This window comes from Maribacter sp. 2-571 (assembly GCF_050589625.1).
GTDB lineage: Bacteria > Bacteroidota > Bacteroidia > Flavobacteriales > Flavobacteriaceae > Pelagihabitans.
Window position 1 is genome coordinate 193,305 of sequence record NZ_JBNGOP010000005.1, and the last position, 26,460, is coordinate 219,764.

The window sequence follows — 26,460 nt, forward strand, 5'->3', positions numbered from 1 at the left end:
TATGACGAACGGATCGGAAATAGCGATAATTGGCATGGCAGGGAGCTTTCCTGGCGCTGGTAACCTCGATGCCTATTGGCAAAACATCATTGATGGTAAAGAAGGTATTCAACGATTAACTGATGAGGAACTACGCCAGCGTGGCGTGGATGCGAAGGTGCTTAAACACCCCAATTTTGTGAAAGCCGCAGCCGCGCTGGAAGGCGCGGCACAATTCGATGCACGCTTTTTTGGCTACACACCACGCGAGGCAGAACAGCTAGGCCCACAGCATCGTGTGTTTTTGCAATCGGCCTGGCATGCCCTCGATGATGCTAATTACATAGCAGAAAAGTTTGATGGTGCTATTGGGATATTCGCTGGCGGGGGCTTGCCTACCTACCTGTTTCAACGTTTTCCGAGCCTGGGGGCTGGCAGTGGCGACACCAGCGATGCCTACCAAATGATGATTGGCAATGACAAAGACTTTTTAGCCACACGGGCTGCTTACAAGCTCAAAACAAAGGGGCCGGCCATCTCTGTGCAAACTGCCTGCTCTACCTCCTTGGTAGCAGTTCATATGGCTTGTCAGTCGTTGCTCAGTGGGGAGTGCGACATGGCACTGGCAGGGGGTGTAAGCATCGATACCAGCCTGAACAACGGATACTACTATGAAGAGGGGATGATATTTTCCCCAGATGGGCACTGTAGGGCTTTTGATGAGAAGGCTGCTGGTACGGTAGTAGGCAATGGCGTAGGCCTGGTCTTGCTCAAGCCACTAGAAGAGGCTCAGGAAGATGGAGACTTGATCCATGCAGTGATCAAAGGTTCGGCAGTGAACAACGATGGTGCGCAAAAAGCGGGCTATACGGCCCCTAGTATAGAAGGGCAGGCTGCCGTCATCAGTGAGGCACTGGCCATCGCCGAAAAAGAACCACTGCAAATACAATATGTAGAGGCACACGGTACTGGTACGCCTATGGGTGACCCGATAGAGGTAGCCGCTCTCAACAAGGCCTATCGCACCTCGCAAAGAAAACGTATAGCGCTGGGTGCGGTAAAGCCCAATATCGGACACCTCAATACAGCTTCTGGGATTGCCGGTTTATTGAAAACCATACTCGCCCTGAAGCATCGCCAAATTCCTGCTGTATTGCATTTTGAGCGACCAAACCCTGCAATCCACTTTGACGAAGGTCCTTTTTATGTCAACACTGAGCTGAAGCCTTGGGAATCCAACAACGATACACGATGTGCAGGGGTGAGCTCTTTTGGCATTGGGGGCACCAATGCGCACCTCATCCTGGAGGAAGCACCATCGATATCATCTAAAAGCCCTCAAAAACAAGCAAACCACACAGGATATTTACTGCCTCTTTCTGCAAAGAGCCCGGGTTCACTAAGTCAGTACAAGGAGAGGTTGATAGCTTTTCTGAAAAATAACCCCGACCTCCCGCTCAATGAAGTCAGCTATACCTTGGCACATGGCAGGAAGCACTTTGAGGTGCGCGCTGGCTTGGTGGCGGGCACGGTGCAGGAAGCTATAGAGAAATTGGCTGCGCCACTAACGTCTTCCAAAGCTCCAGTCAAACCCACTGGATTGTCTATGATGTTTTCAGGGCAGGGAAGTCAGCGGGCTGGGTTGGGGGCTGGGCTTTACGAAAATCAGCCTGGTTTCAGGCAACTGGTAGGCGACCTTGCCGCTATCGCCAACAGCCATCTCGACAAGGATATCGCCTCGCTGCTGTTCCCCGCGCCGGGGCAAGAAGGAGCCGCTAACGATTTGTTGCAACAAACACGCTATACCCAACCGGCACTCTTTGTTCTGGAGTATGCCTTGGCCCAGTACTGGATCGGCCTGGGCATAGTACCCAATGCAATGATTGGCCATAGCATTGGTGAGTATGTCGCTGCGGCTGTGGCAGAGGTGATGAGCGTAGAAGATGCGATTCGATTGGTGTGTATACGCGGCGAACTCATGATGGGACTGCCGGCCGGTGATATGCTGGCGGTGCCTCTGGGAGAAGGGGAGTGCCGTCCTTATCTAAGCGAACAAATGGACTTGGCCGTGGTGAACGCCCCTGAATCATGCGTACTGGCAGGACCCCCTGAGGCGATCGCCCGTGTACAGGCACAGTTGAGGCAAGATGGCGTTGAAAGCAGGGCGCTCAAAACCTCCCATGCATTTCATAGTTCCATGATGGAGCCGGTATTGGAGAAATTTCAAAAGACAGTTGAAGAAATAAAGCTTGAATCACCCAAAATAAAATACATATCCAACCTGACAGGCACATGGATAAAGCCCGGGCAAGCTACAGACCCTACCTATTACGTGCGCCACCTCCGGCACACTGTGCGGTTTGCCCAAGGTGTAAGTACCCTGCTGGAGTCTGGAATAGGAGCCCTGTTGGAAGTTGGTCCTGGCGACACCTTGCAAAAACTTGCCAAAGCACAAAAAAACAAAGGGCGGCAAACAAGTATATTACACACCTTGCCTGTAAGAGACCCAAAGTCTGAGGGGCATATATTGGAGGTTATTGGCCAGCTATGGGGCTTAGGTTTTACGCCGATATGGGACCAACTGCCCGGTGGAGGACAGGGCCGCTTTTGCAGGTTGCCCGGCTATGCTTTTGATAAGCAAAGGTATTGGCTTCCGGCCAATAAAGTACCCCAAAGCTTACAGGAAGTGGACGATGAGGCAGCGCGCCTGCCAGTACAACAGTGGCTCAACGTGCCTTCGTGGCAACAACGCCCCTTACCCACTGGCACTGTAATGAACGGCGAACAGGTCATCCTTTTCCTGTCGATGGGCGTGGAAGGGCATCGTGCCCTGGAACAGGTACTGAAAACCGCTGGCCATCAGGTGATAACGCTACTCCCGACGCAGGCAAAAGTTGATAAAAATGGATTGTTAAACGCAATAGACCCAGACGACCCACAAGCTTACGCTGATGCATTGAATACATTGGAGACTCATGGCCTTATACCAGATATGGTAGTACACGCATGGCAGTGGGGACCACCACAACCTTGGCGATACCGTGATGGTCAAGCCAACCAGACAGCCCTTACGGGGGGGTACTACAGTGCTATTTACCTGGCCAATGCACTCGCCGATAAGTTGGGGGAAGCGTCTGCCCGATATGTAATCCTGGCGAACCAGGTTGCTGCCTTGCCAGATGGCACTGAGGTAAGCCCCTACAAAGCGATGCTCATGGCTCCTGCCAAAGTGATTGGCCAGGAATATCCTGCAATCAGCTCCAGACTGATCGATGCTGCTTGGCCAGCCTCTGCGTTTGAACGGGAAAAAATATGTGAACACCTCGTGGTGGCCTTGTCTGAAAATACCCAGGATCGTGACAGTGAAGCAAGAAATGTAATAGCGCTGCGACCATATGCAAAATGGGAACCATCCTTTGCGCCCTTACATCAGGACAAAAACCAACCCCTGACCATAAAAGAGGGCGGTACTTATTTGATCACCGGAGGTACCGGAGGTATGGGATTGGCTATTGCCAGGGTATTTGCCGAAGCAGCAAAGGTAAACCTTGTTTTGGTAAGCCGGGGAAAATTGCCGCCAGACAAGGCATGGGTAAAAGCAAGCAAAGAACACCCGGAACCTATACAAAGGGCACGGTTTGCCCAGTTGGTTCAATTGGAAGCGCAAGCGGCAAGCTTGGAAGTTATCAGCACCGATTTGGGAGACTTTGCGGCTACAGAGACAGCCTTGCAAAAGTATGCCCGGGAGGACGTGAGGATAGACGGCTATGTACACGCCGCAGGTACCGACGGCGGTGGGGCGATGAGCCGCATAACATCAGCTGGGGAGGAACCAGTCTGGCACGGCAAGGTAAATGGACTGCTCAACTTGCACCCCTACATCAAGCAACACCGCCCCGACTTTGTTTGGCTTTGTTCTTCGCTGAGCTCTTTTGCCGCCGGTGTTGGGCAAGTGGGGTACACCGCTGCCAACCTGTTCTTAGATGCCTATGCACATTGGGCGCAAACACAAGGCTTGCCAGTGTGTAGTATCAATTGGGATGCCTGGAAAGACACAGGGATGGCCGCCAGGGCTGTGCAACAGCTCAACGGCCTTACCGAAGTGCCGACTCAGGCCAAGGCTGTGCAGCACCCACTGTTGCAGTACTGGTACGAAGCGGGCAACGAAACCTATTTCATAGGCCATGCCAACCCTGAAAAACAGTGGCTGTTGGCAGGACACAAGGTACTCGGTGTCCCAACCTTGCCCGGCACCGCATATATAGACCTTTTATACACGGCACTCACTACCTTAAAACCCGGTCAGCCTGTATTGGTACAGGAATTGTATTTGCTTGTGCCATTGACGGTCGTGGGCTTTAAACAGTTTACACTGAAGCTTACTCCACAAGGCACCGGATATCGATTTACCTTGTACAGTGGCCCGGCTAACCAACAGGTAAGCCATGCCAGTGGCACTGTAGGGCATAGTCAAGTACTGCCTGAGTCAGCAGCGGATAACGTCAACCCGGAAAGCCTGGAAAAAACCGAGTTGAGCCAACTCAAATTTCAAGAGGGCCTGATCAGTTTCGACAAGCGGTGGGAAAACTTTGAGGAAGTCCGGTGTTCCGAGGAGGTAGGTTATACAAGTTTGCGCCTGCCAACTGATTATCTGGAGGACATCGGCCAATTGAGCCTGCACCCAGCCCTGCTAGATAGTGCCACGGGCTTTTTTGCCTTGGCCAACCGTAGTTTCGAGGGCGATGCGATGCTTCCTTTCATATTTCGCAACATACAAATCAAGGAAAAACTCCCAGCCTCTTTGCAAAGTTTTGCATACAAGCTTCCAGACAAAGAAAGCAACGAGGTTCGGGTACGTGTGGACATCCGTGACCTCAAAGGCCGCATGTTGCTGAGTGTTGAAGAGTACACGTTGCGGAAAGTACCTGCTGCGCAATTTACTGAGGGTGCAAATATGGACGATCAACAGGGGGCGATATCGATGGACATGTTGATTGCTGACGGAATCAGTGAGCAAGAGGCACCGGTGGCAATCCGGGCGCTTTTATCGATTCGGCAGCCTCAAATAGTGGTGGCTACTGCCAAACCAGGGCAGCGGATAAGGCTACAACAAGAACGTTTGGAAAAGGCATTAGGGTATATGGCCATAGGGACAGCTTCCTCAGACGCATTGCATGGGCGACCGGAGTTAGCCGTGCCCTATACTGCCCCGGAAACAGAGACCCAAAATACCCTGGCAAGTATATGGTCTGAGCTTTTAGGCATCGACAAGGTCGGCATACACGACGACCTTTTTGAATTGGGGGGGCACTCACTCCTTATGAGCCAAATCCGGTCGCGGGTAAAGGCTGCCTTTGAGGTAGATATACCGATGGGCGACTTGTTTGAAAACCCCAATATCGACGGCATGGCCACTGTGATCGATACTACCCGATGGGCAACAGGCCATGACGCGCATACAGCAGAAACTATTACTATCACCTACGAAGAAGGAGAAATATGAAAAGCACGATCAAACTGCTCACAAGCTTAAAAGATGCTGGCATCAAGCTTTGGGTTCAAGAAGGCAAGTTAAAATACCGTGCGCCCGAAGGGGCGATGGGGGCGGAACGTATCGCAATGCTCAAAGAACATAAACAGGCGATCATTGCTTTTTTGGCAAAAGCTGGACAGCAAGTCCAATCTACCCTGGAAAAAGCAGATAGAAATCACCCTTTGCCACTTTCCACTGCCCAGCGGCGTATTTGGATAACAGAAAGGCTTAACGGCCCATCTGCGGTGCATAACATCATTGGGGCACTGCGAATGAAAGGCCCTCTGGACATTGATGTGCTTCAGCAAAGTATGGATGCCCTCATTGAGCGGCACGAAGCGCTTAGGGCTACATTCAGGCATGACCACGGCACCCCGGTTCAGGTGATACAGGCACCGTATTCATTGCCGCTACCAGTAGAAGACTTGCGAGAGGTACCAATCGATGACCGGGAAGCCAGGGCAGTCATGCGTGTTCAGGAAGAAGTACATACGGCATTTGACCTGGAAAAAGGGCCGCTGGTACGGGCCAGACTGCTACAGATGGCAGATGATGAGCATATCATGCCTATAGCCTTCCACCACATAGTGTTTGATGCTTGGTCGCAACGTGTTTTTACCAAAGAATTGGTACACATTTATGAAGGATTGCTGCTAGGCAAACAGGCAGCCCTGCCTGAAAAACAATGGGACTACGCTGACTACCTGCATTGGCAAGCCCAGCCAGGCCAACAGCAACGGTCCGAAGAAGATATTAATTTTTGGCGTCAACACTTGAAAGCAGCACCAGGCCTCACCAGACTCCCAACGGACTACCCAAGGCCTGCCGTACAGCGGTTTGAAGGAGCTACAGTGCATCATAAGATCGATGCAGTAATAACCGATAAGCTAAGGGCGCTGGCCAAAGAAGAAGACATGACCATGTTTATGACGCTTTCTTTGGCTCTTTTTGTTCTCTTGCACCGGTATACCGGACAAGACGACCTGGTCATAGGCACGCCTGTGGCAGGCCGAGAACGCCAGGAATGGGAGACGATCGTTGGATACTTTGTAAACATGTTGCCCCTGAGGATGCAACTGGATGGGAACCCAACTATTCGAGCGGCACTAAAGCACTTCAAAAATAGTAGCTTACCGGCACTTGCTCATCAGGATACGCCATTTGACCAGATCATCGAAAATTTGGAAATCGACAAGGGGAAAGGTTACAATCCTTTGTTTCAGGTGGCTTTCACTTTTCAGAATTCATTGTTGATCGACTTCGAACTGCCAGACATGCAAGTCACCTCGTTAGAAGTGGAGAGCCAGGCAGCCAAGTTTGACCTCAACCTATGGCTGGAGGAGTCGCCAGAAGGGCTTATAGGAAGGATGGATTACAACAAAGCCCTATTCAAAGAAAAAACAATTCGATCCCTACTCGCTTGTTTTGACAAGGTGCTTACGGTGATGGTAAATCAGCCCGAACAGACAGTTGGGCATATGGGCCTGCTCACCGATGGCCAAAAAGAGAACTTACTCCAAATAGGCTCCAATCATCGTGCCTATCCGGCTATCGCGGTTCACCAGCTCTTTGAAGAACAAGTCCAAAACCAACCCGAAGCCCTGGCATTGTTGTGTCAGGACAAAACCCTTACCTACCAGGCGCTCAACCAGGAAGCAAATAAACTGGCCCACCACTTGATCACAGGTGAAGGGGTAAACAAAGGAGACCGGGTAGCATTACTACTAGGCAGGTCTTCTCATATGATTATCGGGATATTAGCTGTGCTCAAAGCTGGGGGGATTTATGTACCACTAGACCCAGCCCACCCCGAAGGGCGTATTCGGCATATCATAGAGGCTGTTGAGCCTGTTGCCATCCTCACACAGTCCGATTACATGTTTGACCTGGGTTATTATGGTGGCAAAATCTATGTAGCTGATTTACAGCAGGCAACATTGACCGAAGAGGTAAGCAATCCTGCGATAGCGATAGAAAACGAAGAGGCTTGCTATATTATGTATACCTCTGGTTCTACGGGCACCCCCAAAGGCGTAGTGGCCACGCACAAAGGGGTTGCTCGATTGGTCAAGGAAACCGACTATATTCAAATCACCCACGAAGACCGGTTGTTGGGGTTGTCGAGTTATGCCTTTGATGGTGCTACTTTTGATATTTTTGGAGCATTGCTCAATGGTGCTGCATTGGTACTGGCCACCCGCGAGGAAGCCCTAGAATTACCAGCGCTCATGGCAAAGATCAACCAGCAAAAAGTGTCGGTGATGTTTGTGACCACCGCACTATTCAACGCTATGGTAGAAAACCACCTGGATAGCCTTGCAGGAGTGCGCAAGATCTTGTTTGGAGGAGAACGGGTCAGCATAAAATCAGTAGGTAGGTATTTGAGCAAGCATGGTGCTGAAAAACTCATACATGTATATGGGCCCACCGAAAACACCACCTTTTCTACTTGGTACCCCATCAACGAAATAGACCCTAAAGGAGACAATGTGCCCATCGGTAAACCAATAGGCAATGCCAGTGCTTATGTAGTAGACAAACAAGGGCAGCTGCAGTTGCCCGGTGTAGTAGGCGAGTTATGGGTAGGAGGCGAAGGGCTTGCTCAGGGCTATTGGCAAGATGCCGCCCAAACCGAGCGCAAATTTATAGATCACCCCTGGGAGGCAGGCAAAAAGCTATACCGTACTGGTGACTTGGTGCGCGCCCTTCCTACCGACGATGTGGAGTTTATAGGCAGGGTAGACGATCAAGTCAAAATTAGAGGCTTTCGTATAGAGCCGGGCGAAATCACTGGTCAACTCCTGACGCACCCCGAGGTGCAACACGGGCTGGTGCTTACACACTTGCAAAATGGCTATAAAGTACTTGTGGGCTACTACGGTTCCAAAGAGGGGCTTGATAGCAAATCACTACAAACATACCTGCAAAAAAGGCTGCCTAGCTACATGGTACCCACTGCGCTTATTGGCATGCCGGAGCTGCCGTTGACGCCCAACGGTAAGGTAGACAAACGAGTGCTACCAAGCCCTGATGAGGTATTGGGACACGAAGAAAAGGAGCAGGAAGTACCACAAGGGGCCGTTGAAGAGCAAATAGCACGGTGCTTTGGCCAGGAATTGAATAAGGAAAACCTGAGCCGCCATGCTAACTTCTTCACTTTAGGAGGCGATTCTATCAGAGCCATTCGGCTTGTTAGTGCCCTGAATGCCCTATTTGAAAAAAACATAGAGGTAAAAGATATTTTTGGTAACCCTACAGTTGCTGGCTTGGCAGCCTTTGTCAGTGCCACCAGCAACCCGGATACTCAACTGCTGCCGCTCGAAAAGGTGATAGCGGAAATAGACGACTGGAAAAATGAGGCATTACAAAATGATGACTTTAAGCAGTGGGTAGAGGGCACTGAAATAGAGGACTTCTACCCGATGAGCGCCATCCAAACGGGGATGCTCTATTATAGCTTTTTAAACAAAGGCACTTCAGTATATCATGACCAAATCTTGCATGAGCTGGAGTTGGAAGGGTTGACAAGCAAGCACTTTGATCGGTGCTTTGCACTCTTGGTAGGGAAACATCAGATCCTGCGAACCAGCTTCCACCTCGATGCGGCTAGTGAACCGATACAGGCTGTCCATAAGATGGGGAATGAACCACTTCCGATAACGCACTATGACTTGTCGGGGACGGATGAAAGCGAGCAAAAGCAGCAGATAAGCCGATGGATGGAAGAAGATCGTCAAAATGGTTTTGAGGAGCAATTGAGGCAACAATACCAATGGAGGGCGGTACTGTTTAAGCTCAGTGCCCACAAGTTTGTTGTTTTACGGTCCTTTCACCATGCGCTGCTAGATGGCTGGAGTGATGCTTCGTTTATGACAGAGCTGATAGTACTGTTACACACCAAGCCAGCAACTTTGCCCACCTCACTGTCTATGCTACAGTGTAGCTACAAGGACTACATCATCGACCAATGGAGGCATAAGCATGCGGAGGCTATAGGTGCTTTTTGGAAAAAGTATCTGCATGCGTACCAGCGGACTGCCTTGCCACTCAACCGGGTGTATATCCCTGGTAAACACCAGAAGAAAAAAGCACGACACATTGTGCTTGATGAAGCAGAAAAAAATGGTATAAGAGCCTTTGCCAGTGAAAATGGGCTGAGTTTGCGGCATGTTGGGCTAGGTATATTACTACGGTTGCTACAGGTAACTACTGATAGTGCCGATATTACCCTGGGCACAATGTCGCACGGCCGCCCACAGCAAACAGATGGCGACCAGCTATTGGGATGCTTCCTCAATTCTGCTCCGTTTCGGCAGCAGGTAAATGCTACGCAGTCTCATGCATCACTACTGGCCGAAGTGAAGGAAAATGCCGACCAGCTTAGGGCTTATGACCGATATCCACTGACGAATATCGTAGCACAATTGGGCGAGGATGCGGCGGTCCAAAACCCCATATTCGACATCCTGTATATCTACCTTGACTTTCACGTTTACGGTGACCTTTCTGCCAAAGGGCTTTCGCCCAGGGCCATGGTAGAGAATTTTACGCTATCAAATACACCATTCGATTTCTGCCTGTACAAAGAAGGAGAGGCCATGGCACTCTCAATAGCTTCGCTGGAAGGACTCTATACCGATGCTGAGCTCGTGCAGTTTGAAGGCTACCTGAAACGAATTATTCGACAAATCATGATGGAGGCCAACCAGCCATTGCAGCAGTCGGAAGTGATTGGCAAAGAAGAAATGGATTTGATCTGCCAAGCCTCGCTTTCGCCGCTAAAGTTGCCCATGGTGAGCGATCAAGAGTTATTGACCACTGCCTTTGAGCACAAAGCTGCCGAGATACCTGATAGCACCGCATTGATATTTGAAGGGGAGCACTATACGTACCGGGTACTCAACCAAAAAGCCAATCAAGTGGCGAGCTATCTGCGTCAGCAAATCGATATAGCGCCAGATACACTAGTAGCCTTGCTGATGCATCGGTCGGCAGAACAACTCATCGCGCAGCTTGGGATCCTAAAAGCAGGTGCCGCTTATTTGCCTTTAGACACTGGCAACCCAACACGCAGGCACCAGGCTATACTAGAAGAAGCGGTGGTAGCAAGCGTCATTACAGACGAACCTGACCACCGAGCTTCTATGGCACAATGGAACCCTATCGTATGGGATACTGGTATATTTGACACCTGCCCTACCGATAACATTGTAACCAGCACTAAAGCATACCACTTGGCTTATGTCATTTATACTTCTGGTTCTACAGGTAAGCCCAAAGGCGTAATGATCGAGCATCGCAGCGCCCTCAACACGATCAATGACCATGCCCACCGGGCAGGCATCAACCATGAGGATAAGGTCTTGCACTACATGCCAGCTACTTTTGACCCCAGTGTGGCCATCGCGTTTATGGCACTCCGTAGTGGGGCTTGTCTGGTGATGCCTTCTACAGAAAGCCGCACCGACACCGCTGCGATCGAACGTTTAGTGCAGGAAAACGAAGTGACTGTAACACCATTGCCGGCAGGGGTATTAGGGGCATTTGCCCTGGCCAAGACCCCTTCGCTAAGAGCAGTGTTTAGTGGTGGGGAGGCACCCAATGCGAAGGTCGTACAGAAACTGGCTGGCAGGAAGTATTTCAATGCCTACGGGCCTACTGAGTGCAGCATATGCGCTGTGATATACAGCACAGACACACCGGAAAAACTGCCTGATCCGGTGCCGATAGGCCAGCCTGTGTCCAATATGGCGGCACACTTACTCAACCAGTGGTCGCAGCCCGTACCCTTTGGGGCAGAGGGAGAGATTTGCCTTGCGGGTCCCGGACTCGCCCGAGGGTACCTCAATCGCCCACGCCTTACCAAAGAGCGGTTTGCAGTGCTCCCAGAGACTGGCGAAAGACTGTACCATACTGGCGACCGTGGGCGCTTTTTGCCCGATGGTTCTATACTTTTTCTGGGTAGAAATGACCAACAGGTTAAGGTTAACGGATTTAGAATTGAAGTCGGAGAGGTCGAAAATGCCCTGTTGCAACACCCTGAAGTTGCAAATGCTGCTGTTTTGACCCATCAAAATAGTACCGCAAGTACCGTACTGGTGGCATTTTATGAACCCATCGCAGGCGCACAACTAGAGGAAAGTAGCTTACGCACCTACTTAGCTACCTTATTACCGCCCTACATGCTGCCTGCTGCGATGTTGGCCAAAGCACAATTGCCCCTGAATGAAAACAGCAAGGTTGACCGCAAAGCACTGCAAATAGCCGCCAGTGGGGCACTGATAAGCAATAAGCCCTACGAGGCACCAGGTACTGATACTGAAAAACAATTAGCGGGCTTATGGCAACAGCTATTGGGCTGTGAGCAGATAGGCCTACACGATGACTTTTTTGAGATTGGGGGCAATTCGATTACCGCAATGCAGCTAGTAGCCCATATCAAAGAGCAGAAGCAAGTCAACCTTGCCCTTAAAAGCTTCTATGAAGGCGCTACACTTTATAAGCTTGCCCGGTACATAGACGGGCTTTTGGTGCTTTCAGCAGCAGTATCCGCAGATACCCTCGGGGAGGAAGAAGTCGAACGGTTTGAGTTTTAAAAAATGCTAACTATGGAAAAGACAATCAGCTTCTTGTTAGAGCTAAAATCGCTAGGGATCAGGGTAGCAGTGGAAAGCGGTAAGTTAATGGTAGACGCCCCCAAAGGCGTAATGACTGCAGAAATAGCCAAAAGTATCCAGCAAAACAAGCAGGCGATCATCGATAGTCTGCATCAAATATCCGATGGGCAGGGGCAAATGCCTGTATTTGAGAAAAACGAACAAGCAGGCTTATTGCCTTTATCCGATAATCAGGAACAGCTGTGGGTAGTAGGGCGGCTGGAAGGGCAAAACCCTCTCTACAACATTCCAACAGCCATTCGTCTTAAAGGGCATTTTGACCTACAGGCTGCACAAAAAGCATTAGCAGCCGTAGCACAACGCCATGAAGCATTGAGGGTCACCTTTCATCAAAACGACGATGGACAGGGGGTGCAGCAAGTACATGAAAAGCCGATCACCAATATCGCCTTTGAAGACCTGAGCCAACTGAAAGGTGCTGCGCAACAACAAGCCCTGGATCAGGAAATTGAGACATACACAACTGAGCCATTTGTACTCGAAAAGCTGCCATTGATGCGGGCTGCATGTATTAAGTTGGCGGAGGAAGAGCACGTGTTTTTGATGGTGATGCACCACATTATAGCGGACTATGGCACCATAGCCATCTTGCAACACGAGTTCAGCACGTTATACGATGGGGAGGTGACAGGCAAGCCTGCCCAATTGCCTCCTGTTCCATATCAGTATTCAGACTATGCCTTGTGGCAGCGCAAGTACATACAAACAGCAGCATTTAAACACAAATTACAGTTTTGGGAAAACCACCTGGCCGATGCCCCGGCCGTATTACAATTGCCTGCCGATAAGCAAAGGTCCATCAAGCGAAGCTATCAGGGAGGGAGTGTCAGCATTACCTGGGGGGCTGATTTGACGACCGCTATCAAAGCGCAAAGCACTGCCACACAAACTACCTTATACATGGGCTTACAAGCGGCGCTTTCTGCCTTTTTGCACCGGTATTCGGGGCAAGCCCAAGTGGTAGTCGGCAGCTCGGCAGCCAATCGCATGCCAGCTGAAACAGAAGGCATCATGGGGTTTTTCGTCAATATGCTCCCACTCAAAACAGACTTTGAAGGAGACCCGTCATTCAAACAGCATTTACAAAATGTAAAAGCCATAAGCCTTGAGGCATTGCAAAACCAAGATGTACCCTTCCAAAAAATGCTGGAAACCCTCGAGGTAAAAAGAAATACGGGATATAGCCCGGTGTTTCAGGTAGTGCTCAACCTTCAAAACTACCAGGCAGACAATACCCTGATAATGAGCGGGTTGTCGATCACTCCGTATCCTTTATCAGGAAAGGTTGCCAAGTACGATATCACCTTTATTTTCAAAGAAGAGACCGAGGGGCTGAGTTTGTTAGTAGAGTACAGCACGAGCCTGTTTGAAGAAGCTACTATCAGACAAATGGTAGACAGGTTTGAATACTTTGCCACAGAACTCACCGGCCAACCGGATACACCCATCACGCTGCTTCCCCTGGAATCCCCCGAAGAGACCGCAAAACAATTGCTCGTCAATAATGTAAGCAATGACTATCCGGCGGATGCTTCTATTGCGGAGCTATTTGAAGCGCAAGCAGCAAAGTATCCAGACCATATTGCGATTATTGAAAAGAGAAAATGGACGTATACAGAAGTCCATCAAGAGGCCAATAAGTTGGCTTTTTACCTGATAGAGAAACTAGGTGTCAAAAAAGGCGATCGGGTGGCTTTGCTACTAGACAGATCACCTGAAATGATCATCGGCATGTTGGCTGTGTTGAAGGCTGGGGCGCTATATGTTCCACTCGACCCGGCCCACCCAGAAAAACGTATCAGGCATATTATGGAGGCAGTTGCCCCCATAGTGATTCTGACAGTATCAGACTACAAGTTTGATTTTGATTACTTCGACGGCACACTATATAAGTTTGACTTACAACAAGCCACACTAGAGACCCCCGCCAATAACCCAGAGGTAAGTGTCACAGGAGACGATCCATGCTATATTATGTACACCTCTGGCTCTACGGGTAACCCAAAAGGCGTGGTAGCGAAGCATCGCGGCGTAACAAGGCTGGTGAATAATACCAACTATGTAGAGATCAACCCCGATGATCGGTTGTTGGCACTTTCTAGTTATGCCTTCGATGGTTCCACCTTTGATATTTATGGTGCCTTGCTCAATGGAGCGGCACTGGTGATGCCCTCCAAAGAAGAGGTGTTGGAACTGCCCAAGCTTATGCAACGGGCTGTTGAAGCAGGGGTGACGTTGTTTTTTACGACCACAGCCTTGTTCAATACCTTGGTAGATACCCAGTTGGAAAGTCTTGGCGGGTTGAGGAAAATACTTTTTGGCGGGGAGCGTGCCAGCTTGTCGCAAATAGACAAATTTTTTAAAGCCTACGGACCGGGTATATTGACGCATGTGTATGGTCCTACCGAAAACACCACCTTCTCTACTTGGTACCCAGTGGATTCGGTGAATATTGAGCATGGTAATTTGCCCATAGGCAAGCCCATCGCAAATTCCACCATGTACGTGGTGGACTCCCAAGGGCAATTGCAACCCAAGGGCTTAGTCGGCGAACTCTGGGTAGGAGGCGATGGTTTGGCTGCGGGTTATTGGGCCAATGACGAAGGAACCAAGGAGCGATTCCTTCCGGATCCATTCGATCCCGGTCGAAAAGTGTACTGCACTGGCGACCTCGTATCGATGTTGCAAGACGGCAATATTGAATTTATAGGCAGGGTAGACCAACAAGTCAAAATTAGGGGCTTCCGCATTGAACCAGATGAGATTGCCCACCAGATATCCCTGCACCCAGTCGTAAGCCAGGCCGTCGTCGTGGTCAGTGAAGTTGGAAACAGTCGGGAGCTATGGGGATATTATAGTGGAGAGAAAGCGGTGAGTGAACAGGCAATGAGGAAGTATTTGCAAGGGCAACTGCCTGAATATATGATTCCCGTAAGCCTAATGTCACTTGAAGCAATGCCCTTGAACCCAAATGGCAAGGTAGACAAAAAAGCCCTTCCGAAACCAGAGAAGGGGGGCGAACACAAAACGGCACTAAGTAAGCCGCCTGCTAGTGCAACAGAACAACTAGTTGCAGGAATATGGGAAGATGAGCTATCTGTCCAAAATGTCATGAGAGGAGACAACTTCTTTTCATTGGGTGGGGATTCGATCAAAGCCATTCGGGTAATCGCGGCATTAAACCGGGCGACCGACAGGGAGCTGGAAGTGAAAGATTTATTCTCACAACAGACCTTGTCAGCATTTGCAGGGTTCATGGATGCACCGCCAGTCGATACAGGCCTGCCGGGCCGAGCGGATGCCGAGCAGTGGCTGCAAAGCTGGAAAAGCAACCTCAACAAAGGGGAAGGGAGTGATTACGACTTGCTCAGTAGTGCTGAAGACTACTATCCGATAAGTGATATACAGTCAGGGATGTTGTTTTATACCCTGTATAACCCCGGCGGAGGTACCTATCATGTTCAGCAGTTTCACCATTGGGAGATGGCCAATTTTGACATCAGTCGATTCAAATCAGCCTATCGCATGCTGTTGGCCCGTCATGCCATATTCCGTACCAGTTTTCACCTGCAGGCTTTTGAAGAACCATTGCAGGTAGTGCATAGTATGGAAGATTTGGAAGTCAACCTGACGTTTGAGTTACTGGAAACGCTGACAGAGCAAAGCCAAAAAGAGGCATTGACCAGTTATATGAAAGAAGACCATCGGAAAGGTTTTGAAATAGACAAGCCTGGGCTGTTGCGCACAGGAGTTTTTGCCTTAGGAAATAACCAATACTCAATATTATTGACGTTTCACCACGCGATCATGGATGGGTGGAGCGATGCCACCCTGATGGCGGAGCTGTGGAAAAACTATTTAGCACTTGAATCCACGCCAGACTATAAGCCCTTACCGCTGCCAGTAAGCTATCGTGATTACGTGCTGGATCAGTGGCGTTATCAGCAAGCACCTTTCGTACAGCAGTGGTGGGCTACCCATTTTGAAGGTTTTGAACGGATGCCCTTACCTTTTCACAAAAGGCCAAACCCTGAGTTGACGCAGCAAAAGCGAGGATATGGCTTTCCGATGCCACAGCAAACCATAGACACGGTTACGCAACTAGGCAAAGAACTCGGTTTTACCTTCAAGCAAGCCTCCCTGGCTGCTACCCTTGCCACACTTTACCACTACACCGGGCACCATGACCTAGTGATCGGTATGATGTCGCACGGCCGGCCTGAACTGCCTGAGGCAGAACGTATGATGGGGTGCTTTCTCAATTCGGTACCCGTGAGGGTCGCAGCCAGTTTTGACAGTGTGGGCCAATGGGTAAAATCCATTGGCGAACATATTGTCACACTGAAGAGCTACGATAAACTACCCCTGTTGCAAATCCAAAAGCTGGTCAAAGAAAGTAAGCACCTTGGCAACCCAATCTTTGATATCCTATTCAGCTATCTCGATTTTCATGTATTGCAGGAGAATGAGCATAAAGAGGGGCAACGTGACAAAGCTGGTTCAATTGTTGACGGTACGGCCATCACCAATACCCACCTGGATATTGCGGTGGCACGGCAAGGAGAACAAGCCTTTTTGTCTTTTAATTATGACTCAAACCTATTCAAGGAAGAAGAAATCAAGCAATTAGGGGATTGTTTCCTGCGGTTTATGGAAACACTTGCCCACAATCCCGATGAGGGGCTTACATCCAGGAATTTATTGGGCGATGATGAAATCACGCGACTATTATCTTTACATGACCGTACGGAGAAGGCTTGGGACCAGGAGGCTACCCTGCTCAGCCACTTTCATACAGCTGTGATGGCGCATGATAGCCGGATAGCATTAGCCTTTGGTGATGAGGAGATCACCTATCGTGCACTAGACCAACAGTCTAACAGACTGGCACATTTGTTACGAGAAAGGGGAGTAGGAGCTGAAAAGCCAGTGGGGATATTATTTGAACGTGGGGCTGATATGGTCGTGGCCATACTGGCAGTATTGAAAAGCGGCGGTGCATACCTACCGATAGACCCTTCTTTACCATCCGCAAGGATTGACTTCATCCTCAACGATGCACAGCCAACATTGGTCATTACCGATTGCAAAAGCACCCTCAATGATTTGTCCATAAGCAGTCAGCAATGGTTAATCCTTAAGGAAACTGAATGGGGGCACTATCCTGATAGTGCATTGGAGGTGACGGTAGCCCCAGACAATTTGGCCTATATCATTTATACCTCAGGCTCTACAGGCAAGCCAAAAGGCGTGGAAGTAGAACACCGCCAGGTGTCACGTCTATTATTTTGTGAAGGCTTCGACTTCGACTTTGGCTCCGAGGATGTATGGACACTGTTTCACTCGATCAGTTTCGACTTTTCTGTATGGGAACTTTGGGGGCCGCTATTGCGGGGAGGCAAGTTAGTGGTTTTGCCTAAATCAACTACCCAAAATCCGACAGCACTGATGGATGCCCTGGTGCAATACCGGGTCACAGTGCTGAACCAGGTGCCGACTATATTTGGTCAACTATGGGGCGCTATAACAGCCAGTGATAGTCATCCGGCATTAGCCCTTCGCTATGTCATATTTGGCGGGGAAGCACTACAGCCCTCTATGCTTTCGGGTTTTCACGCTCAATACCCCGACACCAGGTTGGTCAACATGTACGGCATTACCGAAACCACAGTCCACGTAACTTATAAAGAGATTGGTACAAGGGAGATATCGGAGGGTATTTCCAATATTGGGCGCGTACTGCCCAATCTGCGCATTTGCTTGTTGGGAGACAACAGGCAGTTGGTGGCACAAGGAGCAGTGGGTGAAATAGTTATTGGCGGTGCTGGTTTGGCGCGTGGCTATCTCAACCGTCAAATGCTCACTGCCGAGCGGTTTGTACAAGACCCCTACCGGCCGGGCGAAAGGCTTTACCTAAGTGGCGACCTTGCTATGATGAACGAACTTGGCGAGTTGGTGTACATGGGGCGCAAAGACCAACAAGTAAAGGTGCGGGGATACCGTATCGAATTGGGCGAGATAACAGATGCCATGCTACAGTTGGATGGCGTGACAAGTGCGGCTACTTTGGTGCAGACAGACGATCAGGGAGATAAGACACTAATTGCCTATGTGACCGGGGAGGCTGCACTCAATGCCAATACGTTGAAAGCAGGAATGGAGGCCACGCTTCCACCGTATATGCTCCCAGCCCGATTCGTACGAATAGAAGCACTGCCCTATACCAGCAACGGCAAGCTAGATACCAAAGCCCTATCCCAGATAGAAGGGGAGCTACGTGGGACGAAAGACTATGTAGGCCCGCGCAATGAAATAGAGAAACGCCTGGTGAAGGTTTGGGAACGGCAATTAGGGGTACAGGACATCGGCATTCGCGACAATTACTTTGTGCTGGGGGGCGACTCCATCAAGGTCATTAGGCTTGCCGGTGCCATCAAAGAGGCATTTGGCCAGGAATTGGAAATCAAGGCGATATTCCAGCACCCCACCATCGAGCAACAAGCAGCATACTTGGGCGAGGCACAAACCAATGATAACCATCATGAAGCCTGGCTACAAAAACTAACCGATAACAAAGTGGCGATATTGGACAATAGCCAATATGCCAAACGATTGCCACAAGGATGGGAAGATGTGTACCCTATGGCCGATATTGTACAAGGCATGTTTTTTCATATGCGACTCTACCCAGAGGCAGCGATGTACCATGACCAATTTTTCTACAGCTTCAAGGACGAAAACTTTAAACTCACACAGCTAATCAAGGCTTTTCAGATTCTCGTGTCACGTCATGAAATACTCCGTTCCAGCTTTTACCTTGATGGTTTTGCGCAGCCCATGCAAGTAGTGCATACGCCAACAATGGTGGACATAAGCATACCTATTCAAGACTTGCAAGGCCAAAACGAAGAGCAACAGCAAGCAACGATGCAGGCATTTGCCCAGGCGGACCGCCAAAAACCGTTCGACGAGCGCGAAGCAGGCCTATGGAGACTTTGTGTATTCCAGACAGGCCAAGACTCCTATGTGTTGTTGAAAGCCATGCACCATGCCATAATAGATGGCTGGAGCAATGCGTCGCTGGTCACCGAACTGGCGATGGTACAAGCTCGTTTGGCCAAAGGAGATACAGACGGTTTGCCGCCCTTGAAGGCAAGCTACAAAGACTATGTGGCAGCCCAGTTACGCATACAACAAGACGAAAGCGTACGCCAGTGGTGGACCGTTGAGTTGGAAAACTACGAGCGTACCCCTCTGCCATTGCAGAAGCAGGTGCGAAAGCTCCCTACACAGTTTCAAAAACACACGATACAGTGGGAGCTACCGGCAGATTTGACCCGCCAGATAGACGAGTGCGCACAACAAAAGGATATCAGTGTCAAAAACCTGCTGTTTGCAGCATTTGTACTGTTTATGCAGCGAAGTGTCAACCGACGCGAAGTGGCTGTTGGGATATTGAGTCATGGCCGTCCGCCAATAGCCGATGGCGACAAAATCCTTGGCTGCTTCCTCAATTCGGTGACCTTCAGGAACGATGGGAAAGCCGATACAGTAGCCGATTTCTTGCAGGAAATCAATGCGAAATCAAATGAGCTCAAGGGTTACGACCAACTGAGTCTCGCACAAATAGCAGGTATTGCCGGGGAAGAGACTCATGGGCAAAACCCATTGTTTGATACCCTGTTTACTTACCTGGATTTTCATGTGACTGGGCAGATAAAGGGGCTATTCGAAAGTGGTGGCCAAGACCCAGAGAGCTATACGCTTAACAATACGCTGTTTGACTTTGTGGCCTACAAAATGGACAGCAAACACCTACTACAATTTGTTGTACTCGAAGGGCTCTACGACAGTCATGAACTAGAGATGCTGCAACAAGCCTACCTAATGATACTGGAACAGCTTGTGGCTGAAGAGAACCAGCAACTTGAAAATATTGCATGGATTACTGAGGGAGGGGTACCATTATCGGTATGGGAAGGACCAGGCCGACCGCGTGATTCACAAAACAATTGGCAGGAGGCTTTGAAACAAGCCGCCACAAAGTACCCGGAAAAACAAGCCCTGGTCAATGGTCAGGAAGTGGTCGGCTTCGGGAAGTTGGACAGTACATCAGCGCAGTGGGCTGCTTATCTAGTACACAAGCTGGGTGTTGAGGAAGGTGACGTGGTGGCAGTGGCCATGCCTAGAAGTATCGCGGCTGTTGTTAGTATTTTCGCAGTGATGAAGGCCGGTGCAGCTTTCTTGCCCATCGATGCAGACACACCAAAAGAACGCATACAGTTAATGATCTCAGATGCTGGTGCCAGGTATATCATCTCCAACGATTTGTCGGAAATTACAGACGCAGACATCATCCGAACAGCAACGTTGTCAAGTCAATCAGGCCTTGAAACGACCGCATTAGCATACCAACCCACAAGGTTAGCTTACTTAATATATACCTCGGGCTCTACTGGCAAGCCCAAAGGCGTTAGGATTACGCATCGAAGCTTGCACAACTATTGGATATCTGCCAACGAAACTTACGTAAATCAGCAAAGTAGTGATGTGCCCGGTGCCCTGTTTACCTCCCTGGCGTTTGACCTTACCATAACAGCACTATTGGGTACGATATTGAGAGGAGATACCTTACATATCTATACAGGTGAGGCCAGCGAAGAGTTGCCACACATTATGGCATCAGTAAGCCCTGTACGAATGGTAAAACTCACGCCTGCACACATAACCATATTGGCTGATACAGGTATGAAGGGTAGCCTGGTAAAAACAGTGATTGTCGGCGGCGATGTATTTACCGTAGCACAATACAAAGCTTTACAAATGATCGCCCCCCAGGCGGAGGTTTATAATGAGTACGGCCCCACAGAGGCCACCGTAGGCTGTATAGTGAAAAATGTGCGAAGTGAACAGGATCTCGACAGTATCGGAGTCCCAATGCCCAACACCAACGCCTATGTGGTAGACCAGTGGGGGCAGTTGTTGCCCATGGGGATGTCTGGCGAACTATGTATCGGAGGAATAGTCCTTGCCGAAGGTTATCATGGCCGCGATGCATTGACCGAGGAACGTTTTGTGCGGTTAGGTGCTTTGCCGGAAAAAGTATACCGTACCGGAGATTTGACCAAGGCTACTGCGCAAGGGGAAGTCGCCTTTTTGGGCAGGGCTGACAATCAGGTCAAAATCAATGGATACCGCATCGAAGCGGGTGAAGTGGAGGCGGCCATCCGCAACCTTGCTAGTGTGGAGGATGCAGTAGTGCTGCTACAATCACACGGTAAGCAGGCCTCTCTGGCTGCATGGGTGCAGTCCAGACAGCCCATCACTACCATGACCATCAGGGACGGGTTGGCCAAGCAGTTGCCCTCCTATATGATTCCTGCTGCAATCACCGTACTTGAGGCAATGCCACTAACCGCCAACGGCAAGGTAGATCGAAAGGCACTAGCCGCAACCTCAATGGATGCAAGGCCAGAGGAAAGTTATGTAGCACCCGTTACGCCTACAGAATCGTTGTTGGCAGGGCTATGGTCGGACGTGCTGGGAAAAGAAAGTGTGGGTGCTGAAGACAATTTCTTCCACATTGGCGGCAACTCGCTGTCGGCTACCCGGATAGCGGAGCGCTACTACCAGCGTAGCGGTATGCGTTTGCCCATTAGGGACCTATTTACTTACCCCGTGTTGCGGGAACTAGCCGCCAAATTGGACGAAATGGATACCGAAGGAGCATTTATCCCGATAGCACAGGTCCCGGCAGCGACGTTGTACCCGGTGTCGCATGCACAAAAGAGGCTTTGGCTATTGGACAAGCTTGAGGAGCAGGCCAAGCAGGCTTACCTCATTCCATGGGGCGTATACCTGACTGGCGAGTTAGATACCGACGCACTCAAAGACGCTTGGTATTGCTTAGGGCAAAAGCACGAAAGCCTGCGTACCGTGTTTGAAGAAAAAGAAGGAGCGCCATGGCAACGGGTGTTGCCTGAGCAAGATTTTCCAGCGCTGGAGTACTTCAATGCACACCACGAAGGCCTCGAAGCGGGTGCTATAGAGCAGCAAGCAACTGCCTATGTTAATACCCCTTTTAATTTGGAAGGGGCCCCATTATGCCGTGCGGCCTTATTCGGGTTGGGCGATAAACGATGGCTATTGTGCATAGCATTACACCATATAATTGCCGATGGCTGGTCGGTACAAGTGCTGCGGCAAGACTTGGTACAGGCTTACGCGGCATGCATTGAAGGGAAGCAATGGGACGGGGTAGATAGCCTTCCTATACAATACAAAGACTATACGGCCTGGCAGCAAGCACAACTGTCGGGTGAAGCGCTGGCAGGTCATCGCCAATTTTGGTACACGATGCATGCCGGTAACCAAACGGTGATGCAACTACCTGTTGACAAGCCCCGCCCAGCAATAAAAACCTACCAGGGACGCATACATAAACATGTACTGGACGCCTCTGCCACAAAATTGCTCAGGTCATTGGCAAGCGAAAAGGAGTCTAGCATGTTTATGGTAGTGTTGTCTGCCGTATATGTGCTACTCAGCAAGTACACCGGGCAAGACGATATGGTAGTGGGTACGCCTATCGCCGGCAGACAACACCCATGGCTGGAAGATCAGATAGGCTTCTATGCCAATACACTGGCGCTGCGCTACCAAATAAATCACAACGACAGCTTTGAGCAAGTCTTGGACAAGGTCAGAAACTTAATGGTAGAGGCCTATACCCATCAGGTATACCCTTTTGATGCCCTGGTGGAGGAACTAAGTCTGGAAAGGGATTTGAGCCGCTCGCCAATGTTTGATGTGCTCGTACTTTACAACGACTTTGAAAAAAGACACAACTCAGGCTTGTCCGGTGTTGATACCACACCATGGAACCTGGAAACAGGGCAGGCAAAATACGACCTTACCTTTGCCTTTGCAGAAGAAGGCGAGGGACTAGTGATCGCATTGGAGTACAACGATGCGTTGTTTAACAAAACCACCATGATGCGAATGGTCGAAGTATTGGCCAGTTTACTTCAGAAAATACCGCTTGACACCGCCCAGTCCATTGGTAAACTTAACCTCATAGGCGAGCAGGAAGTCAATAAACTAATCAACGGCCTCAATCCGCCTGCAATGCCTTATGATGCGGCACGTCCCATGTATGGGCATACCGAGCAAATGGCCGAAAGTGCACTTGCCAAAACAGCCTTTATGGCTGGGAAGGAATCGATTACCTATGGTGAGTTGAATGAGCAGGCTAACCAATTGGCGCACTACCTTATGACAAACTATAAGGTGGGCAGAGGCCATAATGTGGCCGTGCTGTGTAGCCGGTCTATTGATATGCCCATCGCACTGTTGGCAGTATTGAAGAGTGGGGCAGCCTATGTGCCCATAGACTTGGCCTATCCTGACGAACGTGCAAAGTTTATGTTTCAGGACGCAGGCGCAACCTGTGTACTGACCAACCTGGAAGGCAGTAACCTGCCTGAATGGGTAAGAGAAGAAACAAAAGTTTGCCAGATGGCGGATAATAGGCTCTGGCTGGATGAACCAACTCAAAACCCGCAAGTGTTATGCGAGCCTGAAGATACCGCCTACATCATATATACCTCCGGTTCTACCGGCCAACCCAAAGGAGTGGAGATCATGCACCGCAACGTAGCAGCCTTTACAGATTGGGCACTGGTGGAATTTGAGCATTGCCCGGATGAAACGGTACTTGCGGTTACTTCTTATTGCTTCGACCTTTCTATCTTTGAAATCTTTGTGTCGATAAGCCGTGGCAGGCCGGTAAGGCTGCTGGAGAATGCGCTGGAATTGCCTACATGGGTAGAGAAAACACAGCGATCGCTTATTAACACTGTACCGTCAGCGATCAGTCATTTATTGGATAGCGGAGCCTCGCTCGACAAAGTGGCGGCAATCAACATGGCAGGCGAGCCGATCCCGCTTCAAATCAAGCAGGCCCTGTCGCGGCACCCAATCCAGACGCGCAATCTATATGGGCCTTCCGAGGACACCACTTACAGCACGTGCTACCTTTTTTCGAGCGAGCATCAAAACATACCGATTGGCAAACCCATCGCAAACACTAAAGCCTACTTATGCGATGAAAGAGGCCAATTAGTACCCCGTGGTGCTGTAGGAGAGTTATGGTTGGGAGGCGCAGGTGTGGCCAAAGGCTATCGAGGCAGGACTGTGCTCAACAAAGCAGTCTTCATGCCTGACCCTTTTGGGGGGCAGGGCAGGGTATACTGTACCGGCGACCTCGCCCGCTGGATGCCTGATGGCAACCTGGAATTTCTGGGCAGAAAAGACCAGCAGGTGAAGATCAGGGGGTTCCGCATAGAGATGGGCGAGATAGAAACCAACCTGATGACCATCGAAAATATCAAAGAGGCACTCATCACGGTATCCGAAAACCCATCTGGAGACAAAGCTTTAGTCGCGTACTTGGAAGGAGCAGGTATGCCAACGCCCGAAGTGATCAAAAAACACCTGGCACATAAGCTACCCGCTTTCATGATTCCCGATGCGTTGGTCCAATTGGAGCAATTCCCCCGCAACCAAAACGGCAAGATCGATCGAGCCCGGTTGCCAAAGCCTACTGCTTCGGCGATGGGCAGGGAATATGAGGCACCCGTAACCGACACCGAGAAGATGCTGGCATCCCTTTGGGAAGCAATATTGGGAATACCCAAAGTGGGGAGGCTTAATCACTTTTTCGAGGCTGGTGGACACTCCATGAAAGCCAGCGAACTATTGGCAAAACTCCATAACCAGACAGGGGTAAGCCTCCCATTGCAAGAGGTATTTTTACACCCGGTACTACAAGATATGGCTGCTACGATCGATGCTGCCAGGCCACACGCCCACGAAGCATTTCCCAAAGCCCCAAAGAACATCCACTACCCTGTGTCGCATGGACAAAAAAGGCTTTGGTTGCAATGGCACCAAGGCGATGGACAGGCAGCGTACAACCTGTTTGGAGCCTATCGTATCAAAGGGGCTTTGCAGCCCGAGTGCTTGGGCAAGGCCGTCAAAGCTATGGAGGCGAGGCATGAATCCTTACGCACACGATTTGTAGCAATAGACGGTGAGCCTAGACAGGAAATATTACCTTCTGGCAATCAACAGAACATTTTCGTATATCATGCGGACTTTGAAGAAGGGGACTTACACAAACTAGCTTCATTGCCATTTGATTTGCAGGCAGGGTCGTTGTGGCAGGTAAACCTTTGGCAATCCAACGAAGACGGTTTTACACTATCCTTCAGCATACACCACATTATCAGCGATGGCTGGTCACTCAATGTGTTCATCAAGGAACTGTGGCAGGCCTATCATGCTATAGCGGGGGGTGCGGAGCCTTTCCCTGCACCTTTAGCAATACAATATTCGGATTACAGCCATTGGCAGTCGAAAAAAATGCCGGATAAGCAAGGCGAGCAGGAAAAACAATACTGGTTGAGCCGCTTCGAAGGCTGGAAGCCACCCAAATCTTTGCCCACAGACTTTCCACATCCCGATAAGCGGTCTTTTCAAGGACAATTGCTAAAACTATCGGTGGATGATGAAATCTATCAAAAGCTGCAGCAACAAGCCCAGGCAGCAGGTGCCAGTATGTTTATGACAATGCTGAGCAGCATCTACACATGGTACCTCGGCCTCATAGGTAACAACGACCTGGTGCTTGGCATACCAGTCGATGGTAGGGAGCACCCTGCCTTGGAAGGACTTATAGGATTCTTCGTAAATACCCTCCCGTTACGGCAGCAGATTGATAGCCATACTACCTTTAGACAACTGATGCAAGCGGTGAAGCAAAACGTGTTGGAGGCTCATACGCACCAGGGGTATCCATTTGACTTGTTGGCACAAGACTTAGGTGCTACCAAAACCCATAACGGGCGCACCCCGCTGTTCGACGTGTTTGTCGAATACCAAAAGCTTACGGGATCAGCGGGCGTTGGTGCGTCTGGCGAAACATTGCAAGTTGAGCCATTGCCACAAGCAGAGGGCTTCAGCAAGTTCGATCTCATCTTTAAGGTAATAGAAACTGACGAAGGGCTTACCATAGGCCTGCAATTCAGTACCGAGGTGTTTCAAGCCTCCACCATCGCTTTGTATTTGGAACAATGGGACCAACTGCTACATGCGGTAGCTGATAGCCCTGACCAAAAGCTAGGCGATGTCATCATAGATACCGCAGTGCCGCCTACTGGCATGCAAGCCATAGAAAATGAGTCTGTAGAGTTTGACCTTGATTAATAA

Annotated in this window: 3 protein-coding genes; all 3 read left to right on the forward strand. The window is 50.0% G+C overall.

From position 1 onward, the window contains the following. Position 1: 1 nt before the first annotated feature. The 3 genes from ACRD7P_RS05935 to ACRD7P_RS05945 are packed head-to-tail and all read left to right on the forward strand — an operon-like array spanning position 2 to position 26,457. Positions 2 to 5,482, forward strand: coding sequence for a beta-ketoacyl synthase N-terminal-like domain-containing protein (locus tag ACRD7P_RS05935; protein ID WP_430906599.1), 5,481 nt, complete (start codon positions 2 to 4; stop codon positions 5,480 to 5,482). Beyond that, positions 5,479 to 12,108 (forward strand): amino acid adenylation domain-containing protein, encoded by a 6,630-nt coding sequence (locus ACRD7P_RS05940; protein ID WP_430906600.1) that lies wholly within the window; start codon positions 5,479 to 5,481, stop codon positions 12,106 to 12,108. Before ACRD7P_RS05935 ends, ACRD7P_RS05940 begins: the two co-directional genes overlap by 4 nt. A 12-nt stretch (positions 12,109 to 12,120) precedes the next feature. Beyond that, positions 12,121 to 26,457 (forward strand): amino acid adenylation domain-containing protein, encoded by a 14,337-nt coding sequence (locus tag ACRD7P_RS05945; RefSeq protein WP_430906601.1) that lies wholly within the window; start codon positions 12,121 to 12,123, stop codon positions 26,455 to 26,457. Positions 26,458 to 26,460: the final 3 nt, after the last annotated feature.